Annotated in this window: 22 protein-coding genes; 19 read left to right on the forward strand and 3 right to left on the reverse strand. The window is 45.2% G+C overall.

From position 1 onward, the window contains the following. Window positions 1-60 precede the first annotated feature (60 nt). Window positions 61-627, reverse strand: coding sequence for an NAD(P)H-dependent oxidoreductase (locus RYK49_RS05745; RefSeq protein WP_314865161.1), 567 nt, complete (start codon window positions 625-627; stop codon window positions 61-63). Then, on the reverse strand, window positions 624-1220 hold the full coding sequence (locus RYK49_RS05750) for a TetR/AcrR family transcriptional regulator (protein WP_314831617.1): 597 nt from the start codon (window positions 1218-1220) through the stop codon (window positions 624-626). The genes RYK49_RS05745 and RYK49_RS05750 overlap by 4 nt, the downstream gene beginning before the upstream one ends. 216 nt (window positions 1221-1436) lie before the next feature. Here RYK49_RS05750 and dhaK point away from each other — a divergent pair, with 216 nt between their 5' ends. From dhaK to dhaM, 3 genes are read left to right on the forward strand one after another with little or no spacing between them, the layout of a single operon-like run. Beyond that, complete coding sequence (gene dhaK / locus RYK49_RS05755; protein WP_161544018.1) at window positions 1437-2426, forward strand: dihydroxyacetone kinase subunit DhaK; 990 nt, start codon at window positions 1437-1439, stop codon at window positions 2424-2426. Between the two features lie 10 nt (window positions 2427-2436). Next, window positions 2437-3015, forward strand: a complete 579-nt coding sequence (gene dhaL, locus RYK49_RS05760; protein ID WP_314831616.1) for a dihydroxyacetone kinase subunit DhaL — start codon at window positions 2437-2439, stop codon at window positions 3013-3015. After that, complete coding sequence (gene dhaM / locus RYK49_RS05765) at window positions 3015-3389, forward strand: dihydroxyacetone kinase phosphoryl donor subunit DhaM (protein WP_060976538.1); 375 nt, start codon at window positions 3015-3017, stop codon at window positions 3387-3389. Before dhaL ends, dhaM begins: the two co-directional genes overlap by 1 nt. Before the next feature lie 307 nt (window positions 3390-3696). Here the strand turns inward: dhaM and RYK49_RS05770 are convergent, their stop codons facing one another. Further along, window positions 3697-4413, reverse strand: a complete 717-nt coding sequence (locus RYK49_RS05770; RefSeq protein WP_002914224.1) for a GntR family transcriptional regulator — start codon at window positions 4411-4413, stop codon at window positions 3697-3699. A gap of 105 nt (window positions 4414-4518) precedes the next feature. Between RYK49_RS05770 and RYK49_RS05775 the strand changes: the two genes are divergently transcribed. The 16 genes from RYK49_RS05775 to RYK49_RS05850 all read left to right on the forward strand — a co-directional run bounded on the left by RYK49_RS05775 (window position 4519) and on the right by RYK49_RS05850 (window position 19846). Then, window positions 4519-6339: a beta-galactosidase gene (locus RYK49_RS05775; RefSeq protein ID WP_314831522.1), complete on the forward strand. Its 1821-nt coding sequence runs from the start codon at window positions 4519-4521 to the stop codon at window positions 6337-6339. After that, window positions 6336-6812 carry a PTS system mannose/fructose/N-acetylgalactosamine-transporter subunit IIB gene (locus RYK49_RS05780; protein WP_002898809.1) on the forward strand — a complete coding sequence of 159 codons (477 nt, stop codon included), beginning with the start codon at window positions 6336-6338 and terminating at the stop codon, window positions 6810-6812. Before RYK49_RS05775 ends, RYK49_RS05780 begins: the two co-directional genes overlap by 4 nt. Window positions 6813-6837: 25 nt before the next feature. Continuing rightward, entirely contained in the window at window positions 6838-7743 is a 906-nt protein-coding gene (locus tag RYK49_RS05785; RefSeq protein ID WP_314831523.1) for a PTS mannose/fructose/sorbose/N-acetylgalactosamine transporter subunit IIC, read from the forward strand. Further along, a complete protein-coding gene (locus tag RYK49_RS05790) occupies window positions 7730-8554 on the forward strand; it encodes a PTS system mannose/fructose/sorbose family transporter subunit IID (RefSeq protein WP_002907685.1) in 825 nt (274 codons plus the stop codon). The genes RYK49_RS05785 and RYK49_RS05790 overlap by 14 nt, the downstream gene beginning before the upstream one ends. 11 nt (window positions 8555-8565) lie before the next feature. After that, on the forward strand, window positions 8566-8970 hold the full coding sequence (locus RYK49_RS05795; protein ID WP_002894390.1) for a PTS sugar transporter subunit IIA: 405 nt from the start codon (window positions 8566-8568) through the stop codon (window positions 8968-8970). Between the two features lie 312 nt (window positions 8971-9282). Beyond that, a complete protein-coding gene (locus tag RYK49_RS05800; protein WP_314831524.1) occupies window positions 9283-10461 on the forward strand; it encodes an SIS domain-containing protein in 1179 nt (392 codons plus the stop codon). A gap of 14 nt (window positions 10462-10475) precedes the next feature. After that, entirely contained in the window at window positions 10476-11513 is a 1038-nt protein-coding gene (gene lacD, locus RYK49_RS05805; protein WP_314831525.1) for a tagatose-bisphosphate aldolase, read from the forward strand. A 24-nt stretch (window positions 11514-11537) separates the two neighbouring features. Then, window positions 11538-12584, forward strand: a complete 1047-nt coding sequence (locus RYK49_RS05810; RefSeq protein WP_314865162.1) for an aldose epimerase family protein — start codon at window positions 11538-11540, stop codon at window positions 12582-12584. A gap of 560 nt (window positions 12585-13144) precedes the next feature. Beyond that, window positions 13145-14143 (forward strand): Holliday junction branch migration DNA helicase RuvB, encoded by a 999-nt coding sequence (gene ruvB / locus RYK49_RS05815; RefSeq protein ID WP_002898800.1) that lies wholly within the window; start codon window positions 13145-13147, stop codon window positions 14141-14143. Beyond that, complete coding sequence (locus RYK49_RS05820) at window positions 14140-14709, forward strand: nucleotidyltransferase family protein (protein WP_149565728.1); 570 nt, start codon at window positions 14140-14142, stop codon at window positions 14707-14709. Before ruvB ends, RYK49_RS05820 begins: the two co-directional genes overlap by 4 nt. A gap of 275 nt (window positions 14710-14984) precedes the next feature. Next, a complete protein-coding gene (locus tag RYK49_RS05825; protein WP_314865166.1) occupies window positions 14985-15407 on the forward strand; it encodes a low molecular weight protein-tyrosine-phosphatase in 423 nt (140 codons plus the stop codon). Further along, window positions 15400-15825 carry an MORN repeat-containing protein gene (locus RYK49_RS05830; protein ID WP_002907692.1) on the forward strand — a complete coding sequence of 142 codons (426 nt, stop codon included), beginning with the start codon at window positions 15400-15402 and terminating at the stop codon, window positions 15823-15825. Before RYK49_RS05825 ends, RYK49_RS05830 begins: the two co-directional genes overlap by 8 nt. Next, window positions 15815-17620, forward strand: a complete 1806-nt coding sequence (locus tag RYK49_RS05835; RefSeq protein WP_314831545.1) for an acyltransferase family protein — start codon at window positions 15815-15817, stop codon at window positions 17618-17620. The genes RYK49_RS05830 and RYK49_RS05835 overlap by 11 nt, the downstream gene beginning before the upstream one ends. Window positions 17621-17641: 21 nt before the next feature. Next, on the forward strand, window positions 17642-17914 hold the full coding sequence (locus tag RYK49_RS05840) for a TIGR04197 family type VII secretion effector (protein ID WP_314865168.1): 273 nt from the start codon (window positions 17642-17644) through the stop codon (window positions 17912-17914). A 1-nt stretch (window position 17915) separates the two neighbouring features. Then, a complete protein-coding gene (locus RYK49_RS05845; protein WP_048773666.1) occupies window positions 17916-18275 on the forward strand; it encodes a hypothetical protein in 360 nt (119 codons plus the stop codon). After that, window positions 18266-19846: a virulence protein gene (locus RYK49_RS05850; protein WP_314865170.1), complete on the forward strand. Its 1581-nt coding sequence runs from the start codon at window positions 18266-18268 to the stop codon at window positions 19844-19846. The genes RYK49_RS05845 and RYK49_RS05850 overlap by 10 nt, the downstream gene beginning before the upstream one ends.

Raw genomic sequence — 19846 nt, forward strand, 5'->3', positions numbered from 1 at the left:
GGGAATCTCTAGCTTTTTTGTAGCTGAGAACTATTTTGTCTCAGGTTCTTTTGCTTTATCTTAAATTTGACTGGCTAGCTGCCCGATTTTCTTGAGCATTTCTTGGCGTTGTTGATCTGTTTTGCGTTCTACTCCGTTGAGCTCGGTCAGTTTGACAGGAGAAATACCACAAAGTTTCAGGATTTGATTTTTAAGTACCTTGCCGTAGTCTTGGACAAAAGGCAGGGCAAAACCTGGTGTGTTGTGGCTGGCGATAATCCAGCCGGATTTGCCTTGCAGGTGGCCTTGGAGGCCGACTTTCTTATAAGAGTAGGCGAAGTCAGCCGCGAAGACGCGATCGATAAAGCCTTTAAGAATGGCCGGCATACCGCTCCACCAGATAGGGAAAATGAAAATCAGATGGTCTGCCCAAGTGATCAAATCTCGGTATTTTGCCATTTCAGGGTCTTTGTGCAGGTCACGGCGTCTATGTTCTTGGTCAAAGCGCAAAATCGGATCAAAATTTTCAGCATACAAGTCCAAGGTTTTCACCTCGTGCTTCTTAGAAAGGTTGCTTTGAACTTCTTTGAGAATAGCGGCATTGAAGCCAGTTGGGTTTGGGTGGGTGTAAATAATCAAGGTTTTCATGATCGTTCTCCTTTGATATAAATGTCAAGCATGTGCTCAATCGTGCTTTGGATGGCTTGAGGATCAAGGTCTTGTCCGATGGGACTGTTGGCCAGAACGGCTAGGCCTGTGATAAAGCTCCAAAAGTGAAAAAGGCTTTCTGCTTCGCTATTGCTAAAATTTTCCTCCTTGCGAAGCTTTAAAACAAGCTCCTTAAATTTATCAAATCCAGGCAGGTCAGACTCCAAGAGAATGGTATCCTGCGCCACCTTCATATATTTAAAAGGAAATTTGATAAAGAGAGCTTCAAAAAAATGAGGGTGGGTCTTGGCAAAAAGAATGAAATTAAGTCCAAGCTGGGTCAGCTGATCACGCGCAGAACCTGTCGCATTAATGTTTTCATTGATTTCCTGATTGAGAAACAGCGAAAGCTGGGTCAAAACCACCTTGAGATAGCCGTCCTTGCTCTCAAAATGGCGATAAGGGCTGCCGTGAGTTACACCGCAGGCTCTGGCAACAGTTCTGAGCGAAAGCTGTTCAATTCCATGTTTTCCGATTTCGTCAATCCCTGTTTGGATGAGCTGTTCTTTCAGCTGGGCAGTATTGCGTTTCATGTATCTCCTCCAAAAGTATACACTGTCTACTTATCTATCTTTAGTATACACTGTCTACTTTTTCTTGTCAACTAATTTGATGCTTCCTTCTAGTCTAGGATGTGGCAGAATTTGCTTTCGGTAAGATAAAATGTTAAAATAACATTAAAATGATAGCGCTTTCTTTTTAGGGCAGATTGCTCATTTTAGAGAAGCGCTGAGAAACGGAGGACACCTATGAAGAAAATTATCAACGATCCAACAGCAGTTGTGGACGAGATGCTAGACGGCTTGGCCTATATTCACAGCGATTTGGTTTATCGGGTGGAGGGCTTTGATATCATTGCCCGCAAGAGTGAGAAGACAGGCAAGGTCGGCTTAATTTCTGGCGGTGGCAGCGGTCATGAACCTTCCCATGCTGGCTTTGTCGGCGAGGGCATGCTGTCGGCTGCTATCTGCGGAGCGGTCTTCACTTCTCCAACACCAGACCAGGTCTTGCAGGCCATTAAGGAAGCAGATGAGGGGGCTGGGGTCTTCATGGTGATTAAGAATTACTCCGGTGACATCATGAACTTTGAAATGGCTCAGGAAATGGCTGAGATGGAAGGGATTGAGGTGGCTAGTGTCGTCGTAGATGACGATATCGCAGTGGAAGACAGCCTCTATACTCAAGGTCGCCGTGGAGTGGCAGGTACCATTCTTGTCCATAAGATTCTAGGGGATGCGGCGCGTGCAGGCAAATCTCTGACTGAAATCAAGGCTCTGGCTGATGAGCTGGTCAAACATATTCACACAGTTGGCTTGGCCCTGAGCGGGGCAACCGTACCGGAAGTCGGCAAGCCTGGTTTTGTTTTGGCTGATGACGAGATTGAGTTCGGTATTGGCATCCATGGTGAGCCAGGCTATCGTAAGGAAAAGATGCAGCCGTCTAAGGACTTAGCCAAGGAATTGGTCGAAAAGCTCAGTCAGTCTGTTGAACTCAAATCTGGTAAGAAGATTGGCATTCTCATCAATGGTATGGGTGCAACACCACTCATGGAGCAGTATGTCTTTGCGGCCGATGTAGCAAATCTTCTGGCAGATGCTGGAGTAGAAGTTGTCTATAAAAAGCTGGGTAATTACATGACCTCCATTGATATGGCAGGGATTTCTCTGACCTTTATCCAGCTGGATCAGCCAGACTGGCTGACAGCTCTCAACAGTCCTGTCACGACAGCCGCTTGGTAAGGAGGTGCTTATGGACGCAGCAAGAGCAAAAAAATGGATGCAGTTGTTTAACGAAAAGATCCAAGCTCAGAAAGCCTATCTGTCTGACCTCGATACACCCATCGGTGATGGTGATCACGGTGGCAATATGGCCAGAGGAATGGCGGCAGCAGTAGAGAGTCTAGCTGCTAAGGACTTTGCCAGTGCGGCCGATGTTTTTCAGGCTGTTTCCATGCAGCTGATTAGTAAGGTCGGTGGTGCTTCCGGTCCTCTCTATGGCTCGGCCTTTATGGGCATGGCTAAGGCTGAAAAAGACGGTAAAGACTTGTCAGAAGTCATCCAAGCTGGTCTGGACATGATTCAGAAACGGGGCAAGGCTGTGCCTGGTGAGAAGACCATGGTGGATATCTGGTCGGGGATTCCTCTTTCTCTGCAGTCCGGAGACTTGACGCATGAAAAGATTGGCTCACTAGTGGAAGCGACCAAGGATATGAAAGCAACCAAGGGACGGGCTTCCTATGTCGGTGAGCGCTCCATTGGTCATATCGATCCCGGCTCAGCTTCTTCAGGCTTCCTCTTTGAGGCTCTTCTAGAAACGGAGGCAGGCTGATGGCAGATACTGGCATTCTTATCGTTTCTCATTCCAAAAACCTGGCCCAAGGCTTGTTTGACCTCATTTCGCAGGTGGCGGCAGATGTGAGCATCAGCTATGTAGGCGGGCTAGAAGACGGCAGCATTGGTACGAGTTTTGAAGGGATTCAGGCAGCTTTAGATGCTAATGACAAGGACACTATTTTGGCCTTTTTCGATCTGGGTTCGGCTCGGATGAATCTAGAAATGGTCGCAGACTTTTCCGACAAGGAAATCATTATCAATAATGTTCCCTTAGTAGAAGGCACTTATACGGCTGCTGCCCTTCTTCAGGCTGGGGCAGATTTACCTAATGTTTTGCTTCAGGTCCGTGAATTAGAAATAAAGAAATAGCAGGTTTTCTAGAGACTTAATAAACGACTTTATTTGCAAAATAAGGAACATTTTATATCAAAAAGCTGGGATTCAATCCCAGCTTTTTGCTTCATCATGTACCAATTTTCAGGGGAACAGCCAGTGTTTCTTATTTTTTTCTTCTTTAAATTGATTAAAAATAGGACAAGATGACGTCTTATGTTTACATTTTATTGATTAAAAAGTCTTAAAGGGTTGCAAATTGGTATAGATAGATTTAAAATAGATAGGAACATACAAGATGAAACAAAAAACGACAGCCGATTAGAAGCCATCGTTTTCAATCTTAGTGGTCCCGATTGCAGGAAATGAACTTGATCTTGAAGAAGTCGCCGCGTTTGTAAGTTTCGCTGTACTCTAAGATCTGTCCAGTGCTTTCCAGCTGGGTAATCTTTACCTGATGAACAGTCGGGAAGTTGGTATCAACTTCCAGCACTTTCGCAACATCTTTTGGTGTTGGGAAGACAATTTCATTGGTCTCTTCAAAATGCTCATCATTCATGTGAATGTGGTAGTCAGTTTTGAAGCGGTTGTAAATAGAGCTGTAGTAGTCCATATCTGGATAGTTAGGATTGATGTACTGCTCAGGGATATAGGTTTGGTGATAGATATAGATTTTATCGCCAGTCCGTCTGATCCGGTCAATCTTATAGTAGAACTGCGTTGGTGCTAGTTCTAGCTTATCCAAGATTTTCAGGTCATTCCCACGCTTGATGGAGAGAACAGTCACCTTATCTTTTTGGATAGGGAAAGTCTCAACGTCAGAAAATTCCACTAGCTTGTGCTTTCTTGCACGTGAAACGAAGGTTCCCTTGCCTTGCTGGCGGATGATGTAACCATCATTGGCCAGTTCATTCAAAGCGCGGACAACGGTAATGGAGCTGACATTAAACATCTGAATCAGTTCAGCCTCTGTGTAAAACTTATCGCCATTTTCAAATTTGCCAGAAATGATTTGCTGCTTGAGCTCATCTTTGATTTGTTGGTATTTTGGAATAGCCATTTTGTTCACCTCTCTTTTTTACTTTTCTTACTTAAGATTTTAACATATTTTAAAAAAAAATGTTGACATTTATGCAAAAATTTATTATATTAATATTAATAAGAGATGAAAGCGGTTTTATACCTGAAGGAACATCAGATGGCAAGATTCAAAATTGGTCATTCCTTCTGTTTGGATGATCGGGAGTTTAAGATTTTATCGGGAGCCATTCACTATTTTCGGGTACAGCCTGAGGATTGGTATCATTCCCTTTATAATCTCAAAGCTCTGGGCTTTAACACAGTGGAGACCTATCTTCCCTGGAATATGCACGAACCCCAAAAAGGTGTCTTTGACTTCCAAGGAATTTTAGATATTGAGGCATTTTTACAGACAGCTCAGGATTTGGGACTTTATGCCATTATCCGCCCTTCGCCTTTTATCTGCGCGGAGTGGGAGTTCGGTGGTCTGCCGGCCTGGCTGCTCAATGAAAATATGCGCATTCGTTCATCAGACGAGGCCTTTCTGCAGGCTGTAGCCAGCTATTATGACGAGCTGCTGCCGCGACTGACTCCAAGGCTTCTGGGCAATGGGGGAAATATCCTCATGATGCAGGTGGAAAATGAGTACGGTTCTTATGGGGAAGACAAGGTCTACCTGAGAGCAATCAGACAGCTCATGGAAGAACGAGGTGTAACCTGTCCGCTCTTTACTTCAGACGGACCTTGGCGGGCTACGCTTCAAGCTGGTACGCTGATTGATGACGATGTCTTTGTGACAGGAAATTTCGGCTCCAAGGCAGATTACAATTTTGCCCAGATGCAGGAATTCTTTGACGAGCATGGCAAAAAGTGGCCTCTCATGTGTATGGAATTCTGGGATGGCTGGTTCAATCGCTGGAAAGAACCTATCATCAGGCGAGATCCAGACGAGCTGGCTCAAGCTGTTCACGAAGTGCTCCAGCAAGGCTCAATCAATCTCTATATGTTTCATGGCGGTACCAACTTTGGCTTCATGAACGGCTGTTCGGCCAGAGGTGTCATTGACCTGCCACAGGTAACTTCCTATGACTATGATGCTCTACTCGATGAGCGAGGCAATCCGACGGACAAGTACTATGCAGTCCAGAGGATGCTGAAAGAGCATTATCCAGAGTATCCGCAGAGGGAGCCCTTGGTGAAAGAGTCTTTTGAGCTCAGGAATATTCCGCTCAGTCAGAAAGTCAGTCTCTTTGAGACCCTGCCTGACTTGGCTCAGCCTATCGAAAGTCTCTATCCGATGAAGATGGAGGAGCTGGGGCAAAATGTCGGCTACCTGCTCTATCGGACTTGGGCTAGTTGGGATGCTGATCAGGAAAGGCTCCGTGTCATTGACGGCCGCGACCGTATGCAGCTCTATGTGGACGGTCAGCACATTGCAACCCAGTACCAGACAGAAATCGGTCAGGATATTATGGTGGACGGCCAGAAAAAGGCAGAGCACCAGATTGATATTTTGATGGAAAATATGGGCCGGGTCAATTATGGGCACAAACTCTTGGCAGATACCCAGCAAAAAGGCATTCGTACAGGTGTCTGCAAGGATCTGCACTTCCTGCTTGACTGGCAGCATTACCCATTGCCGCTGGATCATCCAGAAAAGATTGACTTTTCGAAAGGGTGGCAGGAAAATCAACCAGCTTTCTACGCTTTTGACTTTAAAATGAAAGCGCTTAAAGATACTTATCTGGATCTGTCCGACTTTGGCAAGGGCGTCGTCTTTGTCAATGGTGTCAGCATTGGCCGTTTCTGGAATGTCGGACCGACCCTATCGCTCTATATCCCGCACAGCCTGCTCAGAGAAGGCGATAATCGCATCATTATCTTTGAGATAGAAGGGATCTACAGCGAAACCATTCACTTAGTTAACCAACCTACATTTAAAACAATAAAGGGGGAAAATCTATGACAATAGTAGGTGCACGTATCGATGGACGTTTAATCCATGGACAGGTAGCCAATCTTTGGACTACCAAGCTCAACATTTCACGCATTATGGTGATTGACGATGAGGTAGCTGAAAATGCTATCGAAAAGAGCGGGCTCAAGCTCGCAACGCCAGCTGGTGTGAAACTCAGTGTCTTGCCGATTGCTAAGGCAGCAGAAAATATCTTGGCTGGCAAGTATGATTCACAGCGACTCTTGATTGTCGCTCGCAAGCCAGACCGCTTCCTGCGGTTGGTCGAAGCTGGTGTTCCGCTGGAAACGCTGAACGTCGGCAATATGTCTCAGTCAGATGAAACTCGCTCCATTACCCGCTCTATCAACGTGGTAGATGCAGATGTTGAAGCCTTTCACAAGCTACATGAAAAAGGAGTCAAGCTGACAGCGCAAATGGTTCCCAACGATCCGGTTGAGGATTTCATGAAGTTATTAAAATAAGACAAAATTTTAGGAGGACATTGTTATGATACAATGGTGGCAAATTTTACTACTCACTTTGTACTCAGCTTATCAAATCTGTGATGAGTTGACCATCGTTTCGTCAGCAGGATCCCCTGTATTTGCTGGATTCATTACTGGCTTGATTATGGGCGATTTAACGACCGGTTTGTTTATCGGTGGTAGCCTGCAATTATTCGTTCTTGGTGTCGGAACTTTTGGTGGAGCTTCTCGTATTGACGCGACATCAGGTGCCGTTCTTGCAACAGCCTTTTCAGTTGCGCAAGGGTATAAGCCAGAATTGGCTATTGCGACAATCGCAGTACCGGTAGCAACTTTGTTGACTTACTTCGATATCTTGGGTCGTATGACAACGACTTACTTTGCTCACCGTGTGGATGCAGCAATTGAACGCTTCGACTATAAAGGTATTGAACGCAACTATCTCTTAGGTGCACTTCCTTGGGCTTTGTCTCGTGCCCTTCCAGTTTTTCTGGCTCTAGCATTTGGTGGAACATTTGTTGAAGCGATAGTAGATGGTGTTGCTGGTGTGAAATGGCTAGCTGCAGGTTTAACACTGGCTGGTCGTATGCTTCCAGGACTCGGGTTTGCCATCTTGCTTCGTTACCTTCCAGTTAAACGTAATCTTCATTACCTAGCTCTTGGTTTTGGCTTGACAGCTATGCTGACTGTGCTTTACTCAAACATTCAAACTTTGGGTGGGGCTGTATCTAGTATTGTTGGAACTCTTCCAAAAGATGCTGCGATCACATTTGCCAATAACTTCAAAGGCTTGTCTATGATTGGTGTAGCTATCTTTGGTATCTTCCTTGCCGTACAGCATTTCAAATACAGCCAAAGAACAGTAGCTGCTGCGCCAGCTGCTAGCACAAACTCAGAAAGTGAGGAAATCGAAGATGACGAACTCTAATTATAAATTAACAAAAGAAGATTTTAAACAAATCAATAAACGCAGCTTGTTCACCTTCCAATTAGGCTGGAACTACGAGCGGATGCAAGGTTCTGGTTACCTCTACATGCTCTTGCCTCAGTTGCGTAAAATGTATGGTGACGGCACTCCAGAATTGAAAGAAATGATGAAATTGCATACGCAATTCTTCAATACATCACCTTTCTTCCACACCATTATTGCAGGTTTTGACCTAGCTATGGAAGAAAAAGATGGGGTTAAATCAAAAGATGCGGTCAACGGTATCAAGACAGGTCTTATGGGGCCGTTCGCTCCTCTTGGAGACTCCATCTTTGGCTCACTTGTACCAGCCATCATGGGCTCTATCGCTGCCACCATGGCTATTGCAGGCCAACCTTGGGGAATTTTCCTTTGGATTGCTGTAGCAGTTGCTTATGACATTTTCCGTTGGAAACAGTTAGAATTCGCCTACAAAGAAGGTGTCAATCTCATTACCAACATGCAAAGTACTTTGACAGCTCTTGTTGAAGCGGCTTCTGTGCTGGGTATCTTCATGGTGGGTGGTTTGATTGCTACTATGATTAACTTTGAAGTATCTTGGGTATGGAACATCGGTAAAAAGGCTATTGATTTCCAAGACATGATGAATCTGATTTTCCCACGTTTGATTCCAGCAGTCTTTACGGGCTTTATCTTCTGGCTTTTGGGCAAGAAAGGAATGAACTCTACTAAGGCTATCTTCATTATCATTATCATGGCAGTAAGCTTCTCTGCTATCGGCTACTTCCTGCTGGGACAAGTACCAGAGTAATGGAGTAATTTATGAGTAAGAAATTAGTTTTAGTCAGCCACGGTCGCTTTTGTGAAGAGCTGAAAACAACTACGGAAATGATTATGGGGCCTCAGGAAGACATCCATGCAGTAGCCCTGCTTCCGGAGGAAGGCCCAGAAGATTTCGCGGCTAAATTCTTAGAAACGGTCAAAGACTTTGAGGATTACTTGGTTTTTGCGGATCTCTTGGGGGGCACTCCTTGTAATGTAGTCAGCCGCTTCATTATGGAAGGACAGGATATCGAGCTTTATGCGGGGGTCAATCTGCCCATGGTCATTGAGTTTATCAATGCATCTTTGACAGGAGCAGAGGTCAGCTATCCATCCAAGGCAGCAGAGAATATTGTTAAGGTTAATGATGTTCTAGCAGGCCTAATGGATGATGAAGATGAATAAAAACTTGAACAATCACTTCTAGTTGGGTGAAGACCTTGCGCTGTCAGCAGATGGGAGACTGCTGATAGGTAAGGATTGGCCACGGTGGATGATTCAAGCATATTGGTCTAAGAGGAATTTGGGAGATTGTCTCTTGGCCTAGGAAAATGGATGGTTCAGCATTGCAAAATGCAGTCGCTGTCTGGTTTGAAAAAGCTTGTTAAAAGCATAGTTCAAGTCTGGCCATCGTCGCGGGGGTGGGACAGCGAGCCGAAAATCTTTGATTTTCTGGATTTCTGTCTCGCTCCCCCTTTTTTCAAATGATGGAAAGGAATGAGAAAGAGAATGTTAGATTATTCACAGGAAGAATTGCAGCGTCTGGGGGCTGACATCACAACGAGAGAAATCTATCAGCAGCCTGAGGTCTGGCAGGAAGCCTTTGAACATTACAAGGCTCAGGCCGCAGACATCGCTGCTTTTCTGAAAAAAATCGAGGACAAACATGACTACATCAAGGTCATTTTTGCCGGAGCAGGCTCATCAGCCTATGTCGGAGATACCTTGACGCCTTATTTCAGGCAGATTTATGATGAGCGCAAATGGAATTTCAACGCTATTGCGACGACAGATATCGTTGCCAATCCCTTGGTGCATCTGAAGACAGAAGTGCCGACAGTCTTGGTTTCCTTTGCCCGCAGCGGAAATTCCCCAGAAAGTGTAGCGACTGTGGACTTGGCTAAGCAGCTGGTGGATGACTTGTATCAGATTACCATTACCTGTGCTGCCCAGGGCAAGCTGGCCCAGCAGGCCCAAGATGATGAAAAGAATCTTTTGCTCCTGCAGCCAGAAGCTTCTAATGATGCTGGCTTTGCCATGACTTCTAGCTTCAGCTCTATGATGCTGACAGCCCTTTTGGTCTTTGACCGGGCTGATCTAGCTCAGAAGGAAGCTAAGGTTGCGGCTCTGCTTCAGCTCAGTCAGGATGTTTTGGGACGCGTTGCAGATGTGCAGCAGCTGGTTGATTTGGATTTCAGTCGGGTCATTTATCTGGGGGCAGGGCCTTTCTTTGGCCTGGCGCATGAAGCCCAGCTTAAGATTTTAGAGCTGACAGCTGGCCAAATTGCGACCATGTACGAAAGCCCAGTCGGTTTTCGGCATGGACCAAAGTCGCTGATTAACCAAAACACAGTCGTTCTGGTCTTTGGTTCGGCAGATGGCTATACCAAGGCTTATGATTTGGACTTGGTGCGGGAAGTGGCTGGTGACGGGATTGTCCGCAGACTGGTCTTGCTGACTGACCGGGAGGAGCAGTTGGAAGGAGTCGAGCAAGTAGTGCTAAGTACCCAAGAGCCTCTGGGAGATAGCTATCGCATCTTCCCTTACATCGTTTACGCTCAGCTCTTTGCTCTCCTGTCCTCGCTCAAGGTTAAGAACCGTCCAGACACACCGTCTCCGACAGGAACGGTCAATCGTGTAGTACAGGGGGTTATCATTCACCCTCTTGGGCAGTAAGAAAAGGAAAATCTATGGAGAAATTACAAATCAGCCACAAAAAAGTGAGCCATTTGAAAAAACTATCAGACGAGCAGGGAATTATCGGGGCTTTGGCCATTGACCAGCGTGGCTCGCTCAAGAAAATGCTGGTTAGCGGAGAACATTCGCCTTCTGGTGATCAAGCTCTGGTTCAGTTTAAAGAATTAATCTCTAGTCAGCTGACGCCCTATGCCAGCTCCATCCTGTTGGATCCGGAGTTCGGTCTGCCTGCAGCCAAGCTGCGAGATGCTTCCTGCGGGCTAATAGTAGCCTATGAGAAGACCGGCTATGATGCGACAGCCGAGGGCCGCCTGCCGGACTTGCTGCCTAACTGGTCAGCTAGTCGCATCCGAGACATGGGCGCAGATGCCGTCAAGGTCTTGATTTACTATGATGTAGATGATAAGCCGGAAATCAACGACATCAAGCAGGCCTGGGTTGAGCGCGTGGGCAGCGAATGCTTAGCTGAGGATATTCCCTATTTTCTGGAGATTCTAACCTATGATGCTAAGAGTGACAGTGTCTTGGACGCTAACTATGCCAAGCTTAAGCCGCATAAGGTCAACGAGGCAGTCAAGCACTTTTCAGATCCCCGCTATCATGTAGATGTCTTAAAGGTTGAAGTGCCAGTCAATATGAACTTTGTCGAGGGCTTCACCAAAGAAGGAGTTGAGCCAGTCTACAGCGTGACGGAAGCCCAAGCTTTCTTTAAAGAACAGTCAGATGCGACACACTTGCCTTTCATCTTCCTCAGCGCTGGTGTCAGTGCCGAACTTTTCCAAGAAACGCTGCGGCTAGCCCATGAAGCGGGTTCACAGTTTAACGGAGTTCTGTGCGGACGGGCTACCTGGAAGGATGCAGTCTCAGTCTTCGCACAAGAGGGAGCTGCCGCGGCTCAAGTATGGCTGGACGAGACAGGCCGTCAGAATATCGAGGATCTTAATCAAGTCTTGCGCCAAACAGCTGTGTCTTGGGTGGACAAGCTTGACCTGCCTTTTGAAGACAGGACTTGGCAAGTTCGTGATTTTTAATAGGATAGATAAAAGAGGTTTGGTATGAAATCTTACCGAGAATCCATTTTTGGAAAGCTGGGCGGTCAGGAGATTTTGGCTTATACTTTTGAAAACGATCGAGGCTATCGTCTGACAGTCATGAACTACGGAGCAACCGTCATCCAGTATGTCACTCCTGATAAGGATAATCACTTTGACAATATCGTCGTCGGCTTTGATCAGTTTGAGGATTATATTGGAAACAGTCCTAAGCACGGAGCCAGTATTGGTCCGGTGGCCGGACGTATTGCCGGAGCAGTTTTTGAGCTGAATGGCCAGACCTTTCAGCTAGAGGTCAATAATGGCCCAAACTGCAACCATAGTGGCTCCAGCGGCTGGGATAGTGCGGTTTTTGAAGTAGAGGAAGTTAGCAATGACGGGCTCACCTTTTATACAGAGCGGACTGACGGAACTGGCGGCTTTCCGGGCAATCTGAAAATCTGGGTTTCCTATACCCTGACAGAGAAGGGCGAGCTGGAAATCTCCTATCAGGTCCAGACAGATCAGGATACCTTGGTCAATCCGACCAACCACAGCTATTTTAACCTGTCTGGTCGTTTCAATCAGCCTATTGATGATCATATCCTGCAACTCAATACTGGTGGTGTCTATCCTATTGCAGCTGACGGCCTTCCTGAAAAAAAGGTTGATGCAGAGCGTGACTTTGTCAAGAAGCTGACCAAGGGCGCTGCCCTTAAAGAAATTTTCGATGCGCCTGACGAGCAAATCCAGCTGGTATCTGGCTTGGATCATCCTTTTGCTCTAAACCCAAGCCGAGATCAGGCAGGGACGCTCTATCATCCAGCATCGGGCCGCCGCCTGACTATTGAGACTCAGGCGCCCTGCCTGGTGATTTATTCAGCGAATTGCGTGGATGATTCCGTTCAGTTTGATGGCCAACCTATGATTCAGCATAATGGCTTGGCTCTGGAAGCTCAGGCCCTGCCGGATGCCATTCACAGTAGCCAGCAGTCAGATGTCATTCTCAAGGCCGGTCAGATTTTTACCAGCAGGACAGTGTATTTTGCTGATGTACCAGCAACTTTATAAAGAAACAATCGCGAAAGAGCACAAAAAACGGCAGTACCTCCTTCTGCCGTTTTTCTTGGTCCAGTTTTCAGAGACTATGTTTTCATAAGTAGCTAATCTTAAGCAAGGAAAAAGGCTCCACTATCAAAAGCAAAATCTTTTTTGCTAACTGAATTTTACTTTAAGTTTTTCTTAAGCTAAGGCTGCTATACTTATTCTTATCAAATGAAGCCCCCTAACTTTGTTTGATAATCCTAAACTTTTTCATAATAATCTCCCATAAAGGCCACCCAATCCGGTGGTCTTTTTTTGCTCAAATTTTAGAATAAGACAGGATGTTTATCGGATTGTAACTCAAATGTTAAATTTTAAAGGATACGTTATACAAAGTTAAGGTTTCTTTAAGTTAGGGGCAGTATACTATGAGTATCAAATGAAGACCTCCTAACTTTATTTGATAGAAATCCTAAACTTTTTCATAATAATCTCCCATAAAGGCCACCCAATCCGGTGGTCTTTTTTTGTGTTCAGACGCGAATTAGATTTGCTTCCTCGGCTTTATTTTCTGCTATAATAGTTCTATGAGTAGAATTTTAGATAATGAATTAATGGGCGATGAGGAATTAGTGGAGCGCACCTTGCGTCCCCAGTATTTACAGGAGTATATCGGTCAGGACAAGGTCAAGGACCAGCTGAAGATTTTTATTGAAGCGGCTAAGCTGAGGGATGAGGCGCTGGATCATACCCTGCTTTTTGGCCCTCCAGGTCTTGGGAAGACGACCATGGCCTTTGTTATTGCCAATGAACTAGGCGTTAATCTCAAGCAAACTTCAGGTCCGGTGATTGAGAAATCTGGTGATTTGGTTGCGATCTTAAATGACCTTGAGCCGGGTGATGTCCTCTTTATAGATGAGATTCACCGCTTGCCAATGGCAGTAGAGGAAGTGCTGTACAGCGCTATGGAAGACTTTTACATCGACATTATGATTGGCTCAGGTGAGACCAGTCGCAGCGTCCATCTGGATTTGCCGCCTTTCACTCTGATTGGGGCGACCACTCGGGCAGGCATGCTGTCCAATCCTCTGCGGGCTCGCTTTGGGATTACCGGTCACATGGAGTATTATGAAGCTGGCGACCTGACTGAAATCGTTGAGCGCACGGCAGAGATTTTTGAGATGGATATTACTCACGAGGCTGCGAAGGAGCTGGCTCTGCGTAGCCGAGGCACACCGCGGATTGCTAACCGTTTGCTCAAGCGGGTGCGGGACTACGCGCAGATTATGGGCAATGGCCTGATTGATGATAAGATAACCGACCAGGCTCTCTCCATGCTGGATGTGGACCAGGAAGGTCTGGATTACGTGGACCAGAAGATTTTGAAGACTATGATAGAGGTCTACGGTGGCGGTCCAGTGGGACTGGGAACCCTCTCGGTCAATATTGCTGAGGAGCGTGAAACAGTGGAGGACATGTATGAGCCTTACCTAATTCAGAAAGGCTTTGTCATGCGGACACGGACTGGGCGCGTGGCTACCCGCAAAGCCTATGAGCATTTAGGATATGAGTATATGAAGGAATGATGACAGAAAAGGAGATTTTAGACCGATTAGGTCAAGATCCAGACATCCGAGCAATTTTGGAAATTATTCGCAGTCTGGAGCTCAAGGATTCTTGGTTAGCAGCTGGATGTGTGAGGAATTTTATCTGGAATATGCTGTCAGAGCGACCAGGTTTTGATTCAGAGACGGATGTAGATGTCATTTTCTTTGACCCGAGTTATGCTGAAGCAGAGACGACAGATCTGGAAGCCAAGCTCAAGGCAGACTGGCCACAGTATCGATGGGAACTGAGAAATCAAGCCTATATGCACCGCCATAGTCCTGGAACAGCACCTTATAAAAATGCTTGCGAAGCTATGAGTAAGTATCCTGAGCGTTGCACAGCTATCGGCCTGCGCTTGCTGGCAAATGACAAACTGGAACTTTTTGCTCCCTATGGTTTGGAGGATATCTCAAACTTTCAGGTTAGACCGACTCCTCATTTTCTTGACAATAAGGAGCGCCAGCGTGTCTATGCTGAGCGCTTGGCTAAGAAGAATTGGCAGAAACGCTGGCCACAGCTGGAATGTCATTGTCTTGATAAATAAGTACAAGATAAGAGTAAAATGTTTAAGTTATTTTAAGGAAGTTTTAAGAAATGGATATTATACTATAACCAAGTTAAGAAATTAACTTAACTCCTAAAACTTTTTTCTTTTTAAAAAATAATCTCCCTACAAAAAGCCACCAAACGGTGGTTTTTTGCTATTTTCAGACATGAGAGGGGCAGGGCTTGCCAGTTTTCAACGAGAATCAGGAAACTGTAAACGATTCAGGGCTAGTTTTTGCCATTATTTTGTTATAATAGATAGCGAGGTATTGTATGAAGAAAATTGTATTTGTATGTTTGGGCAACATCTGCCGTAGTCCGATGGCAGAGTTTGTCATGAAGAGTTTAACAGACCAACTGAAAATCGAGAGCCGGGCAACCTCGAGCTGGGAGCACGGCAATCCCATTCATCGGGGAACACAGGCTATTTTTAAGAAATATGCCATTGCTTATGATAGGAACAAGACTTCTCAGCAGATTTCAGCAGCGGATTTTGCGGATTTTGACTACGTCATCGGTATGGATGAGAGCAATGTTCGAGATTTGAAGCGGATGGCGCCTGAAGATTTTCAGCATAAAATTTATCAGTTTGAAGAAGAAAGTGTACCAGATCCTTGGTACACAGGAGATTTTGACCAAACCTATGATTTGGTCTTGGCTGGCTGCAAGAAGTGGCTAGAGCGTTTGGATGGATAGGAATATGGATAAAGTAAAAGAATTTTACGATAAATACAAGGTCTATCTGACCCGGCAGAATTTAGAACTCTTGGCTGTCACGGTCATTGTACTGTCAGCTATTCTGGTCTTTACTTCGGGGATTCCTGGTAAGGGCGTTTTAACGCTGGATCAGGGAAAGATCAAGTATGACGGGACCTTGGTTCGCGGGAAGATGAACGGTCAGGGGACTATGACTTTTCAAAATGGGGACAGTTATAGCGGTCAATTTCGCAATGGCATCTTTGACGGCAAAGGAACTTTTACCTCTCAGGCTGGCTGGAAATATGAAGGGGACTTCAGCAAGGGTCAGGCTGATGGACAAGGAAAGCTAACGACAGAAGGCAATGTCGTTTATGAAGGAACGTTTAAACAAGGAATTTATCAAAATGCGCATTAAATGGTTTTCGCTCGTCAGAATCACGGGGCTGCTTCTAGTTCTGCTTTATCATTACTTCCAGGGCGTTTTCCCTGGCGGTTTTATTGGCGTGGATATCTTTTTTACCTTTTCTGGCTTCTTGATTACCTCTCTGCTTATTGACGAGTTTGCCAGAAAGAAAGAAATCGATATCCAAGGCTTTTTCAAACGGCGTTTTTATCGGATTGTACCCCCTCTGGTCTTTATGATTTTGGTCGTTATGCCCTTTACACTCTTGATTCGTAAGGATTTTGTGGCTGGGATTGGGACGCAGATTGCGGCTGCCTTGGGATTTGTGACCAACTTCTATGAAATGCTATCTGGCGGCAATTATGAGAGTCAGTTTGTGCCGCACATCCTGATTCATACTTGGAGTCTGGCTTTAGAAGTGCACTATTATGTTCTTTGGGGCTTGGCTGCTTGGGGCTTGGGCAAGGTTGCTAAGTCAACGGCCCGCTATCGCGGTATGATTGCGCTGCTTTCAGCAGGTCTCTTTTTGGTCAGCTTTGTATCAATGTTTGCTGGCGCTTTGACCACTAAGAATTACTCTGACATTTATTTTTCAAGTTTGACCCACGTCTTTCCTTTCTTTGCAGGAAGCATCTTAGCTACCTTGTCTGGTGTCGGCCATGTCAGCAGTCGCTTTAAGATGCTGGAGGAAAAGCTGGCTCTCAAGCAAGTGCTAGGAATTATGGGGGGCAGCGCAGCTATTTTGCTTTTGCTCAGCTTCCTGCTCAAGTTTGACAGTCTTTGGACCTACCTGGTAGGATTCTTGATTTCGACTACCTTGGCCTGTCTGATGATTTTGGCAGCTAGGATGCTACATGACAAGCTCCCTGATGTGAAGGAGCCTAGCCTTATCAACTTTATCGCAGATACCAGCTATGGTGTTTATCTCTTCCACTGGCCTTTCTATATTATCTTTACCCAGCTGATGAGTAATGGCTTGGCTGTTCTCTTGACCACGCTGCTGTCTCTTACTTTTGCAGCCTTGTCTTTCTATATCTTGGAGCCAACTCTGGCTGGTCGTCAGCCAGTTATCATGGGAACCAAGATGGATCTGTCATCTCTCACTAGACCAATTTTTTACAGTATGATTCCGCTGGCTTTGATTATGTTCTTTATCTCGGTGACAGCACCAAAGGTCGGAGCTTTTGAGGAAAGCTTGATTGTCAATGCTCTGAATCAAGCTGACACTAAGATGCAGACGACTCGAAGTCAGGTTGATCAGTCCAAGGCGACTGAGTACAATGTGGCGGACGGGATTACCATGATTGGTGACTCCGTTGCCCTGCGCTCAAGCGAACAATTGCAGCAGATTTTACCAGGAATCGAGCTAGATACTGTCGTTAGCCGCAGTCTGAGCACAGGCTTGGAGGTCTACAAGACAGATATTGCCAATAGGGTGCTGAAGAAGCAGGTTGTCCTAGCTCTTGGAACCAATTCGTCTGGTTATTCAAATGAACTTTTGGATGAATATGTTTCCAGCCTGCCTAAAGGTCATCAACTGATCCTCGTGACTCCTTATGACGGTCGCTCAGAGGGCGGTGTTTTAGCCCAGCAGCGGGAGTATGAGCTGGAATTAGCCAAGAAGTACGACTATGTCTTTGTGGCTGACTGGCATCAAACCGCTATCGAAAATCCGCAGATTTGGGAAGGGACAGACTATGTCCACTTTGGCTCGAACTCAGAGTCTATGATTGAGGGGGGGACTCTCTATGCCAATACCATTAAGCAAGCCATAGATGAAGCAAATTCTGGCAATGTGAAACCATAAATTCCAAAAGGAGAAGCAATAATGGGACAAATTAAATCGAACGCTATTTCAGCTGGTTCTGCTATCAGCGAGCTAGTTGGAGTTGATACTAGCAATGCACAAAATCAACAAGTCGAATTTTCCTATACAACAGGGATTGCTGGGATGGAAGCTGGCCGTCAGGCCTGCAATCAAATGCTACAGGCTGTCAGTGACTTCAGCTCAGCTGTTCTGACTCAGGCCAATAAATTTCCAGAAATTGCTGCAAAAATTGAGAAACGCGATATAGAGGAAGCCAAGCGCTGGGAGAGTTGAGATGAAGGCAGATAAAAGCGAAAAAGAACGCCAGGCACTTTACGAAAAAATCCTCAAAGTCGACCAAAAAGAAGACGAATTTATGACGATGAAACGTCAATACGAGATTTCCCTGGCGAATTTTGCGACGGATTTCCAATACTTGACGACCCGAATGGAACATCTTCTTTATGAACACCCTCAAAGCTCTGCTGCCCTCAGTCGTGATTTATCAGAAACTCAGTATCTTAACCGACAGGTTAAGAACTATGTGGATGTTCAGATGGATGAACTTGGAAAGCTCAGTCGTCAAACAAGAAAGACTATGGAAGAAGAGCGAGACAAACTGACCAAAGAAAGGAATAGTCTGCCATGGGAGTAAAATATAGTGCAGCAGATTCAGCCCAGCTTATCCAAGCGATGACCAGCAACCTTCAAGTAGCCAATCAAGTGACCGATCGTCTATCTAGTGGCTGCGACCATCTGATTGCCTCTTTGGAGTCGGGTGAGCTGCAGGGAGCGGCTTATACAGCGGGGAAAGGCTTATTTACTGAGGTAATCATCCCTGCCATCAAGAAGTTGCAAGAGGCTATTGATGATATTCAGGGAGAGCTTGCTTCCTATAAAAGTGCTGATTCCGAGGTGGCTGGATATGGCGAATTGGACTTGGATCTACTGAAGGAACAGCTGAAAATAAAAAATGAGCAACTGGCAAAAGTAGAAAAGCAGATTGCAGATAATCAAGATTTTTTCCGTAATGCAGGAGCTCTGCTGACAGGTAAGTTGGGAGACCTTTTATCTCAGACATCTGCTTTAATGGAAGTTGAAACTCAACTAAATATCGGCATTCGCGAAATTCAGGAAAAAATTGACAAACTGGAATGGTTTGTGGCTCAGGTGTCCCAGTATTTCACAGATAGTCTGCAGGTTTTGGGGTTAGCTATTCAGGGCGCAACGCAGCTTAGTCAGGTATTGGTAGACAGTGAGGGTAATTACTCTACTGATGGCATAGATATGAGTTGGTCTGCTAAGATGAAGGCTCAGAAGATTCAGACTGTTTCAAAGAAAAAATACCTAGAACCTAAAGAACGACTGATTCAAGAAGCTTCTCGAAATATGATGTTGTCTGAGGAAGGAGATGCTTATTATCGGTCCCAACTTAAGGAAAAATTAAAGGGTAAACCGCGTTCAGAATGGGATAAGATTGTTGATGATTATAACCATACTCTAAAGATTGACAATGAAGGCAATATAATTGATATTTTTGATTTTAGTGATTATGAGAGTTCTTTCTACATTGTAAATAAGAATGGTCGTTACGATGAAAAGTATACTAATCAGATCAATGAGGCATTACATAAACTAGAAGCGGAAAATGCTGAAGCTAATTTAGAAGCAGTGGCTCAGGGGATTGTAGAAGTTTTAGCTGGTATTGGTGTTTACTTTGGGGGAACACTTGCTGGGGCGGGAGGTTTATTTTTTGGACTAGAATCTGCTGGAACTTCTGCAATTGCTGGAATAGCAGTGGCTGATTTGAGCTATGTTTTGGGCGGAAGTTTAGTACTAGATGGTGTCAGAAATATAGGCACAGCTATTGTTCAAACCAATATAGCAAATGGTGAAATCAACATAAATACAGCTAGTAACTACGACAGCTGGCAGGCCAATAAACCGACGAGTAAGACTTTTGGGACTGTTGAAGGAAAGATTGGAAGTAGAAAAGGGAATATTCGTGTAGATGCAGAACCCCATAGTGGAAAAGTTCAGATTCAGTCAGGAGGAGGGAAATCAGGTTATAGAGTTAATGCCCATAGGGGAATGGATGAAATTGTCGATGCAGCAAGTGCTAGAGAATGGATTGATGATATTTCAGAATTGAATAAATTATCAAATTATGAAAAAAATCAATTAGTCAAATATATTTTAAAAGCTGTTAAGTGGTTAAAATCATAG

This window comes from uncultured Streptococcus sp., from assembly GCF_963525625.1.
GTDB lineage: Bacteria > Bacillota > Bacilli > Lactobacillales > Streptococcaceae > Streptococcus.